Genomic DNA, 16,932 nt, shown 5'->3' on the forward strand with positions numbered 1-16,932 from the left:
CGCTTCGCCAACCCCCTCGCCGGGGGCAACACCTGCGGCCCGGCGGAGCCGGTTCCGCGGTGTTCCTGGGACAGGCAGGTGCGTATGAGGCGGCGTGGGTTTCTTGGGGCTGCCGCGGGGGCTGCTGGTGCATTCGCGCTCGCCGGCTGCGAGGCGCCTCCGCCGCCCATCGAGGGTGGCTTCACCGGCATCGACGTCGCGCGTGGCCATGCGATGCGCGACCGCACTCTCGGGAGCACGACGCCTGCCGTGGTGAAGCGCACGCGCGTGGTCATCGCGGGCGGTGGCGTGGCGGGCCTTGCCGCGGCCCGCGCGCTGCGGCTCTCGGGCGTCGACGACTTCGCGCTGCTCGAGCTGGAAGACACCGCCGGCGGCAACGCGCGCGGCGGCATGGTCAACGGCATCGCCTGCCCGCTCGGCGCGCACTACCTGCCGGTGCCGGGCGACGACGCGCGCGAGGTGCAGGACCTGCTGGAAGAGCTCGGCCTGCGCCGCCGCGTGGCCGGCCGCTGGGAATACGACGAGGTCACGCTCTGCCACAGCCCCCAGGAGCGCCTGTTCTTCCAGGGCGAGTGGCAGGACGGCCTGCTGCCCGTGCATGGCGTGGGCGAGGCGACGCTCGCGCAGTACCGCAGGTTCGCGCAGCGCATCGACGCGCTGCAGCACGCCGCGCATTTCGCCATTCCGACGCTCAAGGTCGCCATCACGCCCGAGCTGCTGGCGCTCGATGCGGTCAGCTTCCAGAACTGGCTCGACAGCGAAGGCTTCAGCGATGCGCAGCTGCGCTGGTACCTCGACTACTGCTGCCGCGACGACTACGGCGCCGGCATCGGGCAGGTGTCGGCCTGGGCCGGCATCCACTACTTCGCGAGCCGGCACGGCTTCCACGCGCCCGGCGATCCGACGGGCAGCGTCAACGATTCGAGCCCCGAGCGCGACGGCATCCTGACCTGGCCCGAAGGCAACGGCTGGCTCGCCAGGCAGCTCGCCAGGCCGCTCGGCGAGCGGCTTCGCACTGGCAGCGTCGTCACGCGCATCGCGCAAGTGCGCGACGGCGTCGAGGTCGATGCATGGGATGTGGCATCGAAATCCATGGTGCGCTGGCAGGCCGAGCGCTGCATCGTCGCGCTGCCCGTGTTCATCGCCGCGCGCGTCGTCGAGAACCCGCCCGAGCTGCTGAAGAACGCCGCCGCGCACGTGCGCTATGCGCCCTGGCTGGTGGCCAACATCCACCTGCGCGGCCCGCTGGCCGACCGGCCCGGCGCCGCACCCAGCTGGGACAACGTGATCTACGGCACCAGGGGTCTCGGCTACGTGGACGCGCGCCACCAGGCACTGGACCCCACGCCGCGCGGCACCGTGCTGAGCTGGTACCGCCCGCTGGGCCCGAGCGGCTACGACACCGTCGACGGCCGCAAGCTGCTGCTGGAGCGCCCGTGGACCGGCTGGCGCGACGACCTGCTCGCCGAGCTGTCGGTGCCCCACCCCGACCTGCCTTCGCTGGTCTCTCGCATCGAGATCACGCGCTACGGGCACGCCATGTCCATCCCCAGGCCCGGCCTGCTGGCGCAGATCGGCCCCGAGCGCAGCGCACCCGACGCCGGGCATCGCGGCAGCGTGGTGGCGGGCCTGCTGTCGTTCGCGCACGCGGACTGGTCGGGCTATTCGATCTTCGAAGAGGCGTTCACGCGCGGGCACGTCGCGGGAACGGATGCGGCGGCGGCATGAAGACACTGGTGCTCGGCGGCTACGGCAACTTCGGCGCACGCATCTGCCGCGCGCTGGCCGGCAGTCCTGGCATCGAGCTGCTCGTGGCGGGGCGTGACGCGCAGCGCGCCACGGCCTTCGCTTCATCGCTGGAGGCGGCCGCGAGCGGCGTACGCATCGACGTGCAGGCTGCCGATCTCGCACACACGTTGCGAGGTCTTGGCGTGGAGCTCGTGATCCACACCGCCGGCCCCTTCCAGAACCAGGACTACCGCGTGCCGCACGCCGTCGCTGCCGCGGGCGCGCACTACATCGACCTGGCCGACGGACGCCGCTTCGTGTGCGACTTTCCTGCCGCCCTGGACGCCGCCTTTCGCCGCGCCGACCGCATCGCCGTGAGCGGCGCCAGCACAGTGCCCGCACTGTCGTCCGCCGTGGTCGACCATCTCGCGGACGGCTGGCAGCACATACGGAGCATCGACATCTGCATCGCCCCCGCGCAGGGCGCGCCGCTCGGCGAGGCCACGCTGGCTGGGGTGCTCGCGTACTGCGGCGAGCCCATCCGCGTCTGGCAGGGCGGTCGCTGGGTCGAGCTTCCCGGCTGGGCCGATCCGGAGAAAGTGGAGTTCGCGCGCATGAAGCCGCGCCGCGGCGCGCTCTGCGACATTCCCGACCTGGAGCTCTTTCCGGCGCGGTACGAAGGCGTGCAGTCGGTGATGTTCCGCGCCGCGCTCGAAGTCGGGCTGACGCAGCGCGCCTTCGCCTTTCTGGCCCTCATGCGCCGCGCGGGACTGCTGCCGGCGCCGCAGAAGCTGGCGCCCCTGCTGCACGCCACCGGCGGCGTGTTCGACGCGCTGGGTACTGCGCTGGGCGGCATGGTCGTGCGCGTCGAAGGCACCGATGCGCAGGGCCGGCCGGCACGGCGCGCCTGGCACGTCGCTGCCGACGACAACCATGGGCCGGAGATCCCGTGCATGGCCGCGATCCTGCTGGCGCGCCGGCTCGCGAAAGGCGACGCGACGCTGCCGCCCGTGGGTGCGCACGCCTGCATGGGTCTGTTGACCCTGCCCGAATTCGGGCCGGAGTTCGCTCGCTGGGGCATGGTGACCGACGTGGTCGAAGAAGCGCCGATCGCAGTGGCAGGCCATGGCGCACCGGCGTTTTGAGTTCGACATGCCGGCGCCTGCCGACGTGGTATTCGACGCTTTCCACTACCACGTCTGGCGCGCACGCTGGGACTCGCTGGTCGGCAACGCCCGCGTGGTGGGCGGCGCGCCCTGTCCCTTCGTCGGGGCCGAGACGGAAAACACGGGTCACGGTTGGTTGCGCGGCTTGTCGATGCGAACGCGCTTCGTGAGCTTCGATCGACCGCATGTGGCTGCAGCCTCGATGGTCGGCCGCTCTTTCCCCTTCAGCCGCTGGGCCGCTTCCATGCGGCACCGCGACGTGCAGCCGGGTCATTCCGTTCTCATCTACGTCTACACCATCGAGGCGGGGCCGAAGGCCTTGCGCTGGTTGCTGGAGCCGGTGGTCGCGTGGGTCTTTGCATGGCAGACGCGGCGGCGCTTCGCGCGCTTGCATGCGTTCCTGGCCACGCATGCGCATGAAGTCGTTGCGTGGCAGCACGCTGAGCGTGGGAGCTCCGCCACGTGAAGGATTCTGTTGCGCAGGAGCGCTTGTTGCGTCTGAGCCTCGTCGCCGTCTGGCTATTCACCGCCGTCGCCAGCATCGTCGAGTTGAACGGCCAGAGCCGCCAGGTGCTGGCCGCCGCCGGCATCGCATCGCCGCAGTGGCTGGTGCAAGGGCTGATCATTGGCGGCGCGGCTGCCGATCTTGCAGTCGGCATCGCACTGTGGCGCTGGCCTGGTCGCGCAAGCTATGCGGCGGCCCTGGCCCTGATGCTCGTCATGACACTGGTGGCGACCGTGCTGCAGCCCGGCCTGTGGCTGCACCCGCTCGGGCCGCTGCTCAAGAACATCCCGATTGCCGCACTGCTCTGGCATCTGTATCGGCGCGCCGCACCATGACATGAACACCTACCTCGTCCTCAAGTGGCTGCACATCGTCTCCAGCGTGCTGATGGTCGGCACGGGGCTGGGCTCGGCCTTCTACATGTTCTTCACCAACCGCAGCGGCAGCGTGCCCGCGCAGGCGGTGGTGAGCCGGCTGGTGGTGCGCGCCGACTGGTGGTTCACCACGCCCACCGCGATCCTGCAGCCGGCCACCGGCTTCGCGCTGGCGCACATGGCGGGCTTTCCGCTTTCCACGCCGTGGCTTGCGCTGTCGCTGGGGTTGTTCGTTTTCGCGGGGGCCTGCTGGCTGCCGGTGGTGTGGCTGCAGATCCGCATGGCGGCGATCGCGGCGCAGGCGCATCGCGACGCAGTGCCGCTGCCGCCGCTCTATGCGCGCTACCAGCGTTGGTGGGAGTTGCTGGGCTACCCGGCCTTCGCGGCCATGGTGGTGGTGTTCTACCTGATGGTGAATAAGCCCCAGCTATGAGCCGCTGAAACGAGCCGATGAAAGAAGGCCTGGCGCGGGCCTGTGCGGTTTTCACGAAGACTTCACACACAGCGCGATTGCTTCACAGATGGCTCGCACACTCGCGGGCGCCAACAAAAACAGTGGGGAGCTTCCATGCTTCAAGTCGCCAACAGAAAACTCGCGTCGATCAGCGACGTGCTCTTCACCGGGCTGGGCCGCGCGCTCGGCTTCCTGCGTCCGCTGGCTCGCGGGCTCATCGGTTCCTGGCGACCACCGGGCTGGCTGCGCATCCTGGGCGCCTTCCTTCTTCTCGGGCTGCAGTGGCTCCAGCAGCGGCTTGCATGGCTGGTGTTGCTTGTGTTGATCGCACTGGCCGGCTGGATCGCCCATCCCCACGTGATGAAGTGGTGGCACGGCCTCACGCCCGACCGCGTCGAGCCGGTGGTCGCCACCGCCAAGGCCGATGCGCCGCAGCGCACCCAGATCGAGCTCGACAAGGGGCCGAATCCCTTCGTCGTGAATTTCTCTGCCTCGGTCGCTCCGATTGCGCGCATCGGCCAGGAGGCCACCGGCGTCACCATCGAGCCCGCCGTTGCCGGCCGCTGGACCTGGACAAGCCAGAAACGCCTCGAATTCCTGCCCGCACAGGACTGGCCCGTCGGCCAGCCGTACAAGGTTCAGATCGCCGACAGCGCCCTCGCGCCGCACATCGAGCTGGCACAGCGCAAGTACGAGTTCACCTCGCCCGAGTTCACAGCGCAGATCATCGGCGCCGAGTTCTACCAGGACCCGGTCCAGGCCAACGTGCGACGCGCACTCTTCCAGGTGCGCTTCTCGCACCCCGTCAACACGGCCGAGTTCGAGAAGCGCCTGGTGCTGACCTACGACCAGCCCTGCAGCAGCTCCTTCTTCAGCGTGGGCAAGTGCGCGAGCGAGAAGTTCACCGTCAGCTACGACAAGCTGCGCCTCATCGCCACGCTGCAGTCGGAGCCGCTGCCCATTCCCGAGAAGAACCGGCCCGCGATCTTGAGCCTCACGGCCGGCGCGGTCGCGCAGAAGGGCGGGCCGGCGCTGCGCAACGACCAGTCGCGCGCGGTCGACATCCCCGGCCTCTACAGCCTTTCCATCTCCGGCATCGAGCCCACCATCGTCACCGGCGAGAACGGCGAGCCCGAGCACGTGATGCAGGTCAGCGCCTCCATGCCGGTGCACGAGCGCGAGATGGCGCGCGTGGTGCAGGCCTGGCTGCTGCCCGTGACGGAAGAGGCCAAGGGCGATCCCGCGGAGAAGTTCGACTGGTCCGCCGATCCGTCGAAGGTGACCGACGCCGTGCTGCGCCGCGCAAAGAAGCTCAACCTGCAGCCCATCGCCAGCGAGCGCGAGGTGACCGAGATGGTCAGCTTCCGCATGCCGCAGGCCGAAGGCGGCCGCTACCTGCTGGTGCGCGTGGCCAAGGGCCTGAAGACGCCCGGCGGCTACCAGCTCGGAGCCGCGCGGCAGGACGTGCGCCTGCTCAAGACCTTCGCGCCCGAGCTCAGCATCATGAGCCAGGGCTCGCTGCTCGCGCTCTCGGGCGAGCGCAAGCTGCCGATCCTGGTGCGCGACCTGCCCGGCATCCGGCTGGAGATCGGCCGCCTGCTGCCGCAGCAGCTGCAGCACCTGGTGACGCAGACCAGTGGCGACTTCGCGCATCCGCAGTTCTACGGCGGCCTGCAGTCGGACAACCTCGTCGACCGCTTCCAGAAGGAGATTCCGCTGAGCATCCCCGCCGGCAAGGCGCACTACGAGACCGTCGACTTCGCCGACTACCTGCGCAGCGACGCGACTGATCGCCGCGGCGTGTTCCTGCTCAAGGTGCAGGGCTACGACCCCAAGGCGAAGAAGAAGCCCGATGGCGAAGGCCAGCCCGAGGAGGCGCAACAGCCGCAACAGGAAGAGCAATCCTCCGAAGAGGATGGCAGCAGTGACGGTGAAGGCGGCAGCCCCGAGCAGCAGGTCGACCAGCGGCTGGTGCTCGTCACCGACCTGGGCATCGTCGCCAAGAAGTCGCTCGACGGCACGCGCGACGTGTTCGTGCAGAGCATCGCCAGCGGCCAGCCCGTGGCGGGTGCGATGGTCGAGGTGTGGGGCCGCAACGGCATGATCGTCGCGTCGCAGTCCACCGACGCCACTGGCGCGGCCAAGCTGCCCAACCTCGCCGGCTATCAGCGCGAGAAGGCGCCGGTGGTGCTGGTGGTGCGCAAGGACGGCGACCTGAGCTTCCTGCCCTTCAACCGCAGCGATCGCACGCTGGACATCTCGCGCTTCGACGTGGGCGGCCTGCGCGCGGCCGGCGTGCCGAACCAGATGACGGCGTACGTCTTCAGCGACCGCGGCATCTACCGTCCCGGCGACACCATGCACATCGCGATGATGGTGAAGGCCGGCAACTGGGGCACCTCGCTGCGCGACCTGCCGCTCGAAGCCGAGATCATCGACGCGCGCGGGCTCAGCGTGCGGCGCGAGAAGCTCCGCCTCGGCCCGGGCGGCGCGGCCGAGATCGCCCACACCACGCAGGACATCTCGCCCACCGGCAACTACGCCGTCAACCTGTACCTGCCGCGCCAGTCGTCGCCCGGCACTCCCGAGGTCGAGAGCCTGCTGATCGGCAGCACCACGGTGAAGGTGCAGGAGTTCCTGCCCGACCGCACCAAGGTCACGGCCAAGCTCAGCAATGAAGTTGCCGAAGGCTGGGTGAGCCCGAAGGACCTGAAGGCGCAGATCGACGTGCAGAACCTCTTCGGCCCGCCCGCGCCCGACCGGAAGGTGGAAGGCACGCTCACGCTGAGCCCGGGCTTTCCGGTGTTCCGCGCCTTCACCGACTATGCCTTCTTCGACCCGCAGCGCGCCACCGAGAAGCAGGTGGACGACCTGGGCAGCGTGCAGACCAGCGCCGAGGGCAAGGCCGAGTTCGACCTGCGCCTCTCGCGCTTCGACGCCGCCACCTACCAGGTGCACGTGCTTGCCAAGGCCTTCGAGCCCGAGGGCGGGCGCAGCGTGTCGGCCGAGGCCCAGACGCTGGTGAGCGACCTGCCCTATCTCGTCGGCGTGAAGGTCGACGGCGACACCAGCTACGTGAGCAAGGGCGCCACGCGCAACGCCACGGTGATCGCCATCGACCCGCGCGCGAAGAAGACGGCCGTGGCCGACCTGAAGATCGAGCGCGTCGAGCGCAAGGTGATGTCGGTGCTCATCAAGCAGGACAACGGGCTGTACCGCTACGAGTCGCGCCTCAAGGAGATCGTGCTCGACGAGAAGCCCTTCGCCATCGCGGCAGCGGGGAACAACGTGGCGCTGGACACCTCCGCGCCCGGCAACTTCGCCTACGTGATGCGCAACGCGCAGGGGATGGAGCTCAACCGCGTGGAGTACAGCGTGGCCGGCAACGCCAACGTGTCGCGCTCGCTCGACCGCAACGCCGAACTGCAGCTCACGCTCGACCGCAAGGACTACGAGCCGGGCCAGGAGATCTCGGTGAGCATCCGCGCGCCCTACGTGGGCGCGGGCCTCATCACCATCGAGCGCGACAAGGTCTACGCCCACGCGTGGTTCAAGACCGACAAGACCGCCTCGGTGCAGAAGATCACCGTGCCAAAGGACTTCGAGGGCACCGGCTACATCAACGTGCACTTCGTGCGTGACCCGGCCTCCGACGAGGTCTACATGAGCCCGCTGTCGTACGGCGTGGTGCCCTTCGCGACCGCGCTGGCCAGGCGCACCGCCAACCTGCAGCTCACCAGCAGCGAGCTGGTGAAGCCGGGGCAGACGATGAAGATGAAGCTCACCAGCGACAAGCCCACGCGCGCCGTGGTGTTCGCGGTGGACGAAGGCATCCTGCAGGTGGCGCGCTACAAGACGCCCGACCCGCTCAAGCACTTCTTCCAGAAGCGCGCACTCGAGGTGGGCACGCTGCAGACGCTCGACCTGATCCTGCCCGAGTTCAAGAAGCTCATGCAGGGCGCCGCCCCCGGCGGTGACGGCGAAGGCGAGCTCGGCAAGCACCTGAACCCGTTCAAGCGCAAGCGCGACAAGCCGGTGGCCTACTGGTCGGGCCTGGTCGACGTGAACGGCAGCCGAGAGTTCAGCTACACGGTGCCCGAGAGCTTCAACGGCAGCCTGCGCGTGATGGCCGTGGCGGTGAACGACGAGACCACAGGCGCCAAGAGCACCCGCACCGTGGTGCGCGGCGACATGGTGATCCTGCCGAACGCACCGCTGGCCATGGCGCCCGGCGACACTGTCGAGGTGGGCGTTGGGCTGGCCAACAACATCGTCGGCTCGGGCAGGGAGGCGCCCATCGCGCTCACGCTCACCGCATCGGGCGGCCTCGAAGTGGTGGGCGACGCCACGCAGACGCTCAAGGTCAACGAGCGCGGCGAGGCCAGCACCAAGTTCAACGTGCGCGCCAAGCCGGGCGAGCAGGCGGTGCTGGGTTCCTCGGCGCTGGTGTTCACCTCCACGCACAAGAACTACAGCGCGCGCCTGTCGACCGAGGTGAGCGTGCGGCCCGCGTCGCCCTTCGTCACGCTGGTGCAGGCCGGCAGCTTCCAGCGTGCGGGAGAAATCTCGAGCCAGGCCGACCTGTATCCGAACTTCCGCCAGAGCGACGTGGCCGTGTCGGCCGCGCCGTGGGCCTTCGCGACCGGACTCATGCAGTACCTGGAGGCGTACCCGCACGGCTGCACCGAGCAGATCACGAGCCAGACCTTCCCGGCCGTGCTGCTGTCGGGCCGCCCGGAACTGGTGAAGGAGATGTCGCGCGGCCGTACCGCTGAGCAGGGTCCATTGCCCGAGGCGCGCAAGACCTTCGAGCGCTACCTGGTGCAGCTGCGTGCGCGGCAGACGGCCGACGGCGGCTTCTCGCTGTGGCCCGGTGCCGGCACCGATGCCTTCGCGACGCTCTATGCGGTGCAGCTGCTGGTCGAGGCCAAGGACCACAAGCTGCCCGTGCCGCAGGACCTGCTGCAGAAGGCCGACACCTACCTGCAGGGCTGGCTCGGCAGCGGCGACAACACGCTCGACGGCTGGCGTCAGCGTGCGCAGGCGGCCTACCTGCTGACGCGCCAGGGCATCGTCGCGCCGGCCGCGCTCGCCAACCTGCGCGAAGCCCGCCGCAACCAGATGTCGCGGCAGGGCGTGGGCTGGGGCGACGACCTCGGCGCCGTGTACCTCGCAGCGAGCTATCAGCTCGTGAAGCAGGAGCAGGTGGCCAACGAGCTGCTGGACCCGGTGTGGTCCGACCTGCTTGCGCGCACCGAGAAGAAGCAGCGCCGCAATGCCTGGGGTGCCTACTACGACCCGCTGGTGCACGACAGCATGACGCTGCACCTGGTGGGCCGCCACTTCCCCTCGCGCCTGAAGGCGCTGAAGCCCGCGGTGTGGGAAGGCATGGCCGAGATGGTGCGGGAGGGCTGGTACAACAGCCTGTCGTCGGCCTCGATGCTGCTGGCGGTGGACTCGTACTTCGAGGCCGTGGGGCAGAACGTGGAGGGCAAGCTCTCGGCGAGCGCTGTCAACGCCCAAGGCCAGGCCGCGGCGCTCGCGCTGGGCTCGGTGAACCCGATCACGCGTGCCGCGGTGCCGGCCGGCACCGCCAGGCTGAAGCTGTCGAACGACAGCGACTTCAACCTCTACTACAGCTGGGCCGAACAGGGCTTCGAGCGCAACGTGCCCGCCACGCCGGTGAACAAGGGCATGGAGATCTTCCACGAGGTGCTCGACGCCAAGGGCAACACCATCACCAAGGCAAAGCTCGGCGAAGAGGTCACGGTGCGGGTGCGCGTGCGCAGCCTGGAGCGCGCGCAGATCAACGACGTGGCGCTGGTCGACGTGCTGCCCGGTGGCCTGGAACCGGTGCTGCAGGCCGTGGGCGACGACGAGGATGCAGCCAATGCCGATGCGCCGATCTGGAAGAAGCGCCTGGGCGGCGGCGGCTCGTGGAAGGTGCAGTACGCCGACATCCGCGAAGACCGCGTCGTGTTCTACGGCGGTGTCGGCAAGGACCTGCTCGAGGTGACGTACAAGGCCCGCGCCACCAACGTGGGCGACTACGTGGTGCCGGCCGCCTACGGCGAGGCGATGTACGACCGTCGTGTGTTCTCGCGCTCGGCGGGAGCACGCTTCCAGGTGGTGGCGAATTGATCACGCGCGCGCTTGCCTTGCCCCCTCTCCCGCGTGCGGGAGAGGGCCAGGGTGAGGGCGCGGCGCCTTCCATGAGCACCGAGCTCGATCCGTCGCCCACGCCCTCACCCCAACCCTCTCCCGGGGGGAGAGGGAGGAAGAGAGCAGTCATCGCTTTCGCAGCCGTAGTCTTCCTGCTCGCGCTGCTGCGCCTGTGGCCCCACGCCCCGCTGAGCGAAACCGTCGGCAGTTCGCGCGCCGTCTACGCGCAAGGCGGCGAGCTGATGAGGCTCACGCTTGCCGCCGACGAGCAGTACCGGCTCTGGGTGCCGCTGGAGCGCATCTCGCCCACGCTGGTCGATGCGGTGCTGCTGTACGAGGACCGCCGCTTCTACGCGCACCCCGGCGTCAACCCCGCCGCGCTGGTGCGCAGCGCATGGCGCATCGCCAGCGGCGAGCGCAGGCAGGGCGGCTCCACCCTCACGATGCAGCTTGCACGCCGCGTCTACGGCATCGACAGCCGCACGCCCACCGGCAAGGTCGTGCAGATCTTCGCGGCGCTGTGGCTGGAGGCCCGCTTCAGCAAGCACGACATCCTGGAGGCGTATCTCAACACCGCACCCTACGGCGGCAACATCGAGGGCGTGCAGGCCGCCAGCCTCATCTACTTCCGCAAGGACGCCGCCAGGCTGAGCCTGCCCGAGGCGCTGACGTTGGCGGTGATTCCGCAGAACCCCGTCAAGCGCATCGCCGAGCGCGGGCGCAATGCGGAGCTGCAGGCCGCGCGCGAGCGGCTCTCGGCGCTGTGGGCCGAGCGCGATCCGACGGCGAAGCAGCATGCTCCCGACGCGCAGCTCGCGCTGTCGGCCCAGTCGCGCGGCAGCCTGCCCTTTCTCGCGCCCCACGCCACCGACATGCTGCTCGCGCAGGAGCGCGGCGTGCAGGAGGTGCGCACCACCATCGACCTGCGCATGCAGGCGACGCTCGAGCGCGTCATGGCGCAGTACCTGCGCGCGCATGCCGACGTGGGAATGAACAACGCGAGCGCGCTGCTGCTCGACGCGTCGACGATGCAGGTGCGCGCGATGATCGGCTCGGCCGACTTCCGCAACGACGCCATCTCGGGCCAGGTCAACGGCGTGCTGGCCAAGCGCTCGCCGGGCTCCACGCTCAAGCCCTTCATCTACGCGCTGGCGCTCGACCAGGGCCTGCTGCATCCGAAGACGATGCTGAAGGACGCGCCCACCTCCTTCGGCCCCTACACGCCTGAGAACTTCGACCACCGCTTCGCAGGGCCGCTGCCGGCGCAGGAGGCGCTGATCCGCAGCCGCAACGTGCCCGCGGTGGCCGTGGCCGCGAAGCTCTCGAAGCCCGGCCTCTACGACTTCATGCGCCTTGCGGGCGTGCAGAAGCTGCAGAGCGAACAGCACTACGGCCTCGCGCTGGTGCTGGGCGGCGGCGAGGTCACGCCCGAGGAGCTGGCCGGCATGTACGCGACGCTGGCCAACGGCGGCGTCTCGCAGCCCATCCGCTACACGCAGCCCGCGCCCGGCGAGAAGCCCGTGCAGCCGCTGCGCCTGCTGAGCGAGGAGGCCTCGTTCATCACGCTCGACATGCTGCGGCAAACGCCGCGCCCCGACACCACGCTGCCCGCGCGCCCCGCCATCGCATGGAAGACCGGCACCTCCTGGGGCTTTCGCGATGCGTGGACCGCGGGCGTGTTCGGCCGCCACGTGCTGGTGGTGTGGGTCGGCAATTTCGATGGCAGCAGCAACCCCGCGCTGGTGGGCGTGGATGCCGCCGCGCCCCTCTTCCTGCGCATGGTCGACGCACTGCGCGCCGAGCGGCTGGACCCGGGCGAGATGGCTTCGCGCCGACCGCCCGACCTGCGCCAGGTCGAAGTCTGCTCGGCGACCGGCGGCCTGCCCGATGCGCTGTGCCCGGTGCGCACCATGACATGGTTCATCGCCGGCAAGTCGCCGATCCAGGTCAGCAACCTGCACCGCGCCGTGTGGGTCGACGAGACCACGGGCAAGGTCGTCTGCGGCCCGCAGCCGAATGCGCGGCAGCAGGTTGTGGAGCAATGGGGCAGCGACATGCGCCGGCTGTTCCGCCAGGCGGGGCTGCCGCGTGCGAGCGCACCTTCCGACGGCTGCGAGAAGTCGCAGGGCAGCGAGGGCGACGCCTCGTCCGACAGCGCGCCGCTCATCACCTCGCCGCTGCGCGGCGTGCGCCACACGCTGCGCGCGAAGAAGCCCGAGCCCCTGGTGCTGCGCGCCGAAGCCGCGGCCGGCACGCAGGCGATCTACTGGTTCGCGGACGACGCGCTCATCGGCCGCGCCGCGCCGGGCGAAGGCATCACATGGATGCCCGATCTCGCGTCATCCGGGCGGCGCTACCTGCTGCGCGCGGTCGATGACCAGGGCCGCGCCGAGTCGCGCGAGGTGACGGTCGACATCGCGCCCTGAAATCCCATGGGGCATGTCATGGCCGCGTCATGCCTGGCCGGCATGGTCACGCGTTTTCGACTTGGAACCTTTCCCGCTCATGACGCGTTTCGCTCCCCTGTCCTTCGTCGCCCTTGCCGCCGCCCTCGCATGCACCGCAGCCCAGGCGCAGACCGCCTTTCCCGCCACGCTCGCCGGCCACGCCGTGCTGCCCGCGCAGAGCTTCGTCGCCGCGCCCAAGGATGCGCCGGCCGACCTGCAGGTCAGCGGCAAGTTCACCACCGGCAAGCGCGTGGAGGCGGTGGGCTCGGTCGAAGGCCTCTCGGGCGGCCGCGGCACCGGCGTGTCGCTGCCCTTCAAGGGCCAGCCGCTGCAGGGCCACTCGGGCATCAAGAAGATGGACGACGGCAGCTTCTGGATCCTCACCGACAACGGCGCCGGCACCAAGGCCAACTCGCCCGACTTCATGCTCTACCTGAACCACTACAAGGTGGACTTCAAGAGCGGCAAGTTCAACCGCATCGAAACCGTCTTCCTGCACGACCCCGACAGGAAGGTGCCCTTCCGCATCGTCCATGAAGGCACGAAGCAGCGCTACCTGACCGGCTCCGACTTCGACCCCGAGAGCTTCCAGTTCGCCGGCGGCGCGCTGTGGATCGGCGAGGAGTTCGGCCCCTTCCTCATCAAGGCCGACCTGAAGGGCAAGGTGCTCGCCGTGTATGACACGCTGGTCGACGGCAAGACCGTGCGCTCGCCCGACCATCCGGCCGTGACCACGCCCGGCGCCCCGGGCGGCGCGGTCGACTTCCAGATCAAGCGCTCCAAGGGCTTCGAGGGCATGGCCTCGTCGAAGGACGGCAGCAAGCTGTACGCGCTGCTCGAAGGCCCGGTGTGGAACGCCGAGGCGAAGGACTACGAGAAGGTCGAAGGCAAGGAAGCGCTGCGCGTGCTGGAGTTCGACGTCGCCACCGAGAAGTGGACCGGCCGCCACTGGAAGTACGTGCTCGAGGCGAATGGCAACGCCATCGGCGACTTCAACATGATCGATGCGACCACGGGCCTCATCATCGAGCGCGACAACGGCGAAGGCACCAGCGACAAGGCCTGCCCCGAAGGCCAGAAGCGCACCGACTGCTTCCACGACATCGCGAAGTTCAAGCGCGTCTACAAGGTCGAGCTCAACGACGCGAACGTGGGCGGTCCGGTGCGCAAGATCGGCTACATCGACCTGCTGGACATCGCCGACCCGAACAAGCTCGCGCGCAAGTCCCTGAACGACGGCGTGCTGAAGTTCCCCTTCTTCACCATCGAGAACGTCGACGTGGTCGACGCGACGCACATCGTGGTCGGCAACGACAACAACCTGCCCTTCTCGAGCAGCCGCGAGCCGAACAAGGCGGACGACAACGAGCTGGTGCTGCTGGAGGCGGGGGCGCTGCTGCAGGCGAAGTGAGCTAGCGGGCGCGTCCGGGGGAATGCCCCGGATCGCAGGCGGGGTGGTTGAGAAGATTCCTTTTCAGATGAGTATTATTCTCATCTTCTCGGATTTTCTCTCCCCTCCTCCATGAACCTCCGTACGACCTCGCACGCCGTCCGGCGCGCGTCGTGACTGCCGGCGTTCGCCATCGCTTAGGCGTTGTTTCGCGCGCCGTGGCCGCCATCGCCGGCGGCTACGGCGTCGCGGCGCTCTCTTCCGTCGTGCTCGCACTGTGCTTGCCCGCCGCCTTCGGCATGGCGCGCAGCGAGGCCACGATGACCGGCCTGCTCGTTTCCTTCGCCGTCTTCGCGCTCTCCGTGATGTGGGTCTTCGCCGCGCGCACGGCGTTGCGTGCGTGGTCCGGCCTTGCCGTGGCCGCGGCGGTGCTGGGTGCGCTCCTCATGCTGCTCATGCGCACCACCGGAGCGGCCGCATGAAGGAAGGCTTCCGCCAGTCGATGGCATGGCTTCACACCTGGTCGGGCCTTCTGGTCGGCTGGGTGCTGTTCATGGTGTTCGCGGCCGGGACGGCTTCGTACTTCAAGGATGAGATCACCTTCTGGATGAAGCCGGAACTGCATGCACCGGCCGCGCGCGCCCAGGTGCCGCAGGTCCAGGCGGCCGAGGGCGCGGTGGCCTATCTGCAGAAGCACGGCGCCGGCAGTCCGCGCTGGTTCATCAACCTGCCGGCCGAGCGCCAGCCGTCGACCGACGTGCTGTATCTGGCCACGCCGGCCTCGGCTGCCGCACCCGGCGACAAGCCGCGTCGCCGCTTCGACCGCGTATCGCTCGACCCCTCCACCGGCGAGGCGCTCACCGCCGCACGGGCCACGCGCGGCGGCGAGTTCTTCTATCGCCTGCATTTCGACCTGCACTACATGCCCGCGCTGTGGGCGCGCTGGATCGTCGGCTTCTGCGCGATGTTCATGCTGGTGGCGATCTTCAGCGGCATCGTCACGCACAAGCGCATCTTCAAGGACTTCTTCACCTTCCGCCCGAAGAAGGGCCAGCGCTCGTGGCTCGACGCGCACAACGTGACGGCGGTGCTCGCCCTGCCCTATCACCTGATGATCACGTACACGGGCCTGGTCACGCTGATGTTCATGTACATGCCCTGGGCCCCGCAGGTGGCCTACAAGGAGCGCGGCGGCGAGCAGGCCTTCTTCTCCGAGGTCTTTCCCGGCGGCGGCCGCGACCAGGTCAAGGCGTCCGGCAACAAGGCGCCGCTCGCACCGATCGCGCCGATGATGGCGCAGGCCTCCGCGCACTGGAACGGCGCCGCCGTGGGCCGCATCACCGTGCACCAGCCCAACGACGCCAACGCGGTCGTCTCGCTCACCCGCGCGGAAGGGCCGCAGCTGTCCTACGACAAGCCGTCGATGCTCTTCAACGGCACCACGGGCGCGCTGATCGGCGCTTTCGGCGACGTGCCCAAGCCCGCGGCCGAGACGCGCGGCGTGCTCTACGGCCTGCACATCGCACGCTTCGGCGATCCGCTGCTGCGCGCGCTGTTCTTCCTCTCGGGGATCGCGGGCTGCCTGATGGTGGCGACGGGGCTTTTGCTGTGGGCCGTGAAGGAGCGCCAGAAGTTCGCGAAGGCGCTCAAGCAGGGCGGGCGCATCGGCTTCGGACTGCGCCTCGTCGACGGCTTGAACCTCGGCGCCATCGCCGGACTGCCCGTCGCGATGGCCGCCTTCTTCTGGGCCAATCGCCTGCTGCCGGTCGGCATGGCCGAGCGCGGCGACGCGGAGATCCGCTGGTTCTTCATCGTCTGGGGCGCGGCTGCGGTGCTCGGGCTGCTGCGGCCCACGCTGCGCATGTGGCAGGCGCAGCTCGCGGCGGGCGCGCTGCTCTTCGCACTGCTGCCGGTGCTCAACGCCTTCACCGGGCCGGCGCCGCTGACCGTCAGCTTGCGCACCGGTCCCAGCGCGGTGGCGGGTTTCGACCTGGTCGTGATCGCGCTGGGCCTGGGGCTCGCGGGCGCGGTGTGGATCGTCGAGCGCAAGCGGCGCAAGTCGATGGCTGCCCGGCAGCAGGCGCAGAAGCATCCGCCGGCCTCGCCGCAACAGCAGCAGTCGTCGTCGACGCTCGCCGCGTCGGGCCAGGGATCGTGACGGCGATGGATTCGTCCCTTCTTTCCCTCGTGTTCGCCGCCTCGCTCGCGGGCTTCTGCGCGCTGAGCCTCGCGATGGACCGCCACAGCGAGGACGTCTACGGCCGAGGCAGCACGCCGGGGCGGTGGCGGCGCTGGCTGCAGCTCGGCGGTGCCGTGCTGCTGTGCCTGTCGCTGGGAGGCAGCCTGCGGGTGGCCGGCAGCGCGGTCGGCTGGGTGCTGTGGCTGGGCACGCTCACGGCCGCGGCGCTGTCCACGGTGGCGCTGCTCAGCTACGCGCCGCGACGCTTCCACTGGATCGCATTCGCGGCGACGGCCGTCGCGCTGTGCAGCCTGCTGGCGAGCTTGCTTTCGCCGTCGTCCGCATCGCTCACGCCGTGACGGAAGCGGTGCGCAGCGCCTGCGCGCTCATCGCGCCTTCCACCGCCCTACATAGGGCCGCGCCACATCGCAAACCAGCGCGCCCTTCGGGCCTTGCAGGCCCATCGTGTCGAGCGTTTCCTGTACCTGGCTCAGCGCGGCCACCACCGGGCGGCCGATGACCGCCAC

12 protein-coding genes are annotated in these 16,932 nt (G+C 69.5%); 11 read left to right on the plus strand and 1 reads right to left on the minus strand.

The window, feature by feature from the left end:
• The first annotated feature begins 84 nt into the window (after positions 1 to 84).
• The 11 genes from FHY06_RS19005 to FHY06_RS19055 all read left to right on the plus strand — a co-directional run bounded on the left by FHY06_RS19005 (position 85) and on the right by FHY06_RS19055 (position 16,764).
• On the plus strand, positions 85 to 1,728 hold the full coding sequence (locus FHY06_RS19005; protein WP_184606030.1) for an NAD(P)/FAD-dependent oxidoreductase: 1,644 nt from the start codon (positions 85 to 87) through the stop codon (positions 1,726 to 1,728).
• Positions 1,725 to 2,873, plus strand: a complete 1,149-nt coding sequence (locus FHY06_RS19010; protein ID WP_184606031.1) for a saccharopine dehydrogenase family protein — start codon at positions 1,725 to 1,727, stop codon at positions 2,871 to 2,873. Before FHY06_RS19005 ends, FHY06_RS19010 begins: the two co-directional genes overlap by 4 nt.
• The gene (locus tag FHY06_RS19015; protein WP_184606032.1) at positions 2,854 to 3,360 is read left to right on the plus strand and encodes an SRPBCC family protein; all 507 of its coding nucleotides are present in this window, start codon (positions 2,854 to 2,856) and stop codon (positions 3,358 to 3,360) included. The genes FHY06_RS19010 and FHY06_RS19015 overlap by 20 nt, the downstream gene beginning before the upstream one ends.
• Positions 3,357 to 3,734 carry a DoxX-like family protein gene (locus tag FHY06_RS19020; RefSeq protein WP_145759498.1) on the plus strand — a complete coding sequence of 126 codons (378 nt, stop codon included), beginning with the start codon at positions 3,357 to 3,359 and terminating at the stop codon, positions 3,732 to 3,734. The genes FHY06_RS19015 and FHY06_RS19020 overlap by 4 nt, the downstream gene beginning before the upstream one ends.
• Before the next feature lies 1 nt (position 3,735).
• Positions 3,736 to 4,206: a DUF2269 family protein gene (locus FHY06_RS19025; protein WP_184606033.1), complete on the plus strand. Its 471-nt coding sequence runs from the start codon at positions 3,736 to 3,738 to the stop codon at positions 4,204 to 4,206.
• Between the two features lie 135 nt (positions 4,207 to 4,341).
• Complete coding sequence (locus FHY06_RS35055; RefSeq protein ID WP_184606034.1) at positions 4,342 to 10,368, plus strand: alpha-2-macroglobulin; 6,027 nt, start codon at positions 4,342 to 4,344, stop codon at positions 10,366 to 10,368.
• 71 nt (positions 10,369 to 10,439) lie between these two features.
• Positions 10,440 to 12,815 carry a penicillin-binding protein 1C gene (gene pbpC / locus FHY06_RS19035; protein ID WP_221404309.1) on the plus strand — a complete coding sequence of 792 codons (2,376 nt, stop codon included), beginning with the start codon at positions 10,440 to 10,442 and terminating at the stop codon, positions 12,813 to 12,815.
• Between the two features lie 79 nt (positions 12,816 to 12,894).
• On the plus strand, positions 12,895 to 14,247 hold the full coding sequence (locus tag FHY06_RS19040; protein WP_019653712.1) for an esterase-like activity of phytase family protein: 1,353 nt from the start codon (positions 12,895 to 12,897) through the stop codon (positions 14,245 to 14,247).
• A 152-nt stretch (positions 14,248 to 14,399) separates the two neighbouring features.
• Positions 14,400 to 14,708 (plus strand): DUF3649 domain-containing protein, encoded by a 309-nt coding sequence (locus FHY06_RS19045; RefSeq protein WP_184606035.1) that lies wholly within the window; start codon positions 14,400 to 14,402, stop codon positions 14,706 to 14,708.
• Entirely contained in the window at positions 14,705 to 16,384 is a 1,680-nt protein-coding gene (locus tag FHY06_RS19050) for a PepSY-associated TM helix domain-containing protein (protein WP_184606036.1), read from the plus strand. Before FHY06_RS19045 ends, FHY06_RS19050 begins: the two co-directional genes overlap by 4 nt.
• Before the next feature lie 5 nt (positions 16,385 to 16,389).
• On the plus strand, positions 16,390 to 16,764 hold the full coding sequence (locus FHY06_RS19055; protein ID WP_184606037.1) for a DUF3325 domain-containing protein: 375 nt from the start codon (positions 16,390 to 16,392) through the stop codon (positions 16,762 to 16,764).
• Between the two features lie 27 nt (positions 16,765 to 16,791).
• Here FHY06_RS19055 and FHY06_RS19060 read toward each other — a convergent pair whose 3' ends face one another.
• Positions 16,792 to 16,932 carry a hypothetical protein gene (locus tag FHY06_RS19060; protein WP_184606038.1) on the minus strand — a complete coding sequence of 47 codons (141 nt, stop codon included), beginning with the start codon at positions 16,930 to 16,932 and terminating at the stop codon, positions 16,792 to 16,794.

The organism is Variovorax atrisoli (assembly GCF_014195185.1).
Taxonomy (GTDB): domain Bacteria; phylum Pseudomonadota; class Gammaproteobacteria; order Burkholderiales; family Burkholderiaceae_C; genus Variovorax; species Variovorax atrisoli.

Bases quoted from the DNA above. Each gene is read 5' to 3' on its own strand.
- FHY06_RS19005 (WP_184606030.1), top strand. From the start codon at position 85: ATGAGGCGGCGTGGGTTTCTTGGGGCTGCCGCGGGGGCTGCTGGTGCA.
- FHY06_RS19010 (WP_184606031.1), top strand. From the start codon at position 1,725: ATGAAGACACTGGTGCTCGGCGGCTACGGCAACTTCGGCGCACGCATC.
- FHY06_RS19015 (WP_184606032.1), top strand. From the start codon at position 2,854: ATGGCGCACCGGCGTTTTGAGTTCGACATGCCGGCGCCTGCCGACGTG.
- FHY06_RS19025 (WP_184606033.1), top strand. From the start codon at position 3,736: ATGAACACCTACCTCGTCCTCAAGTGGCTGCACATCGTCTCCAGCGTG.
- FHY06_RS35055 (WP_184606034.1), top strand. From the start codon at position 4,342: ATGCTTCAAGTCGCCAACAGAAAACTCGCGTCGATCAGCGACGTGCTC.
- pbpC (WP_221404309.1), top strand. From the start codon at position 10,440: ATGAGCACCGAGCTCGATCCGTCGCCCACGCCCTCACCCCAACCCTCT.
- FHY06_RS19040 (WP_019653712.1), top strand. From the start codon at position 12,895: ATGACGCGTTTCGCTCCCCTGTCCTTCGTCGCCCTTGCCGCCGCCCTC.
- FHY06_RS19050 (WP_184606036.1), top strand. From the start codon at position 14,705: ATGAAGGAAGGCTTCCGCCAGTCGATGGCATGGCTTCACACCTGGTCG.
- FHY06_RS19055 (WP_184606037.1), top strand. From the start codon at position 16,390: ATGGATTCGTCCCTTCTTTCCCTCGTGTTCGCCGCCTCGCTCGCGGGC.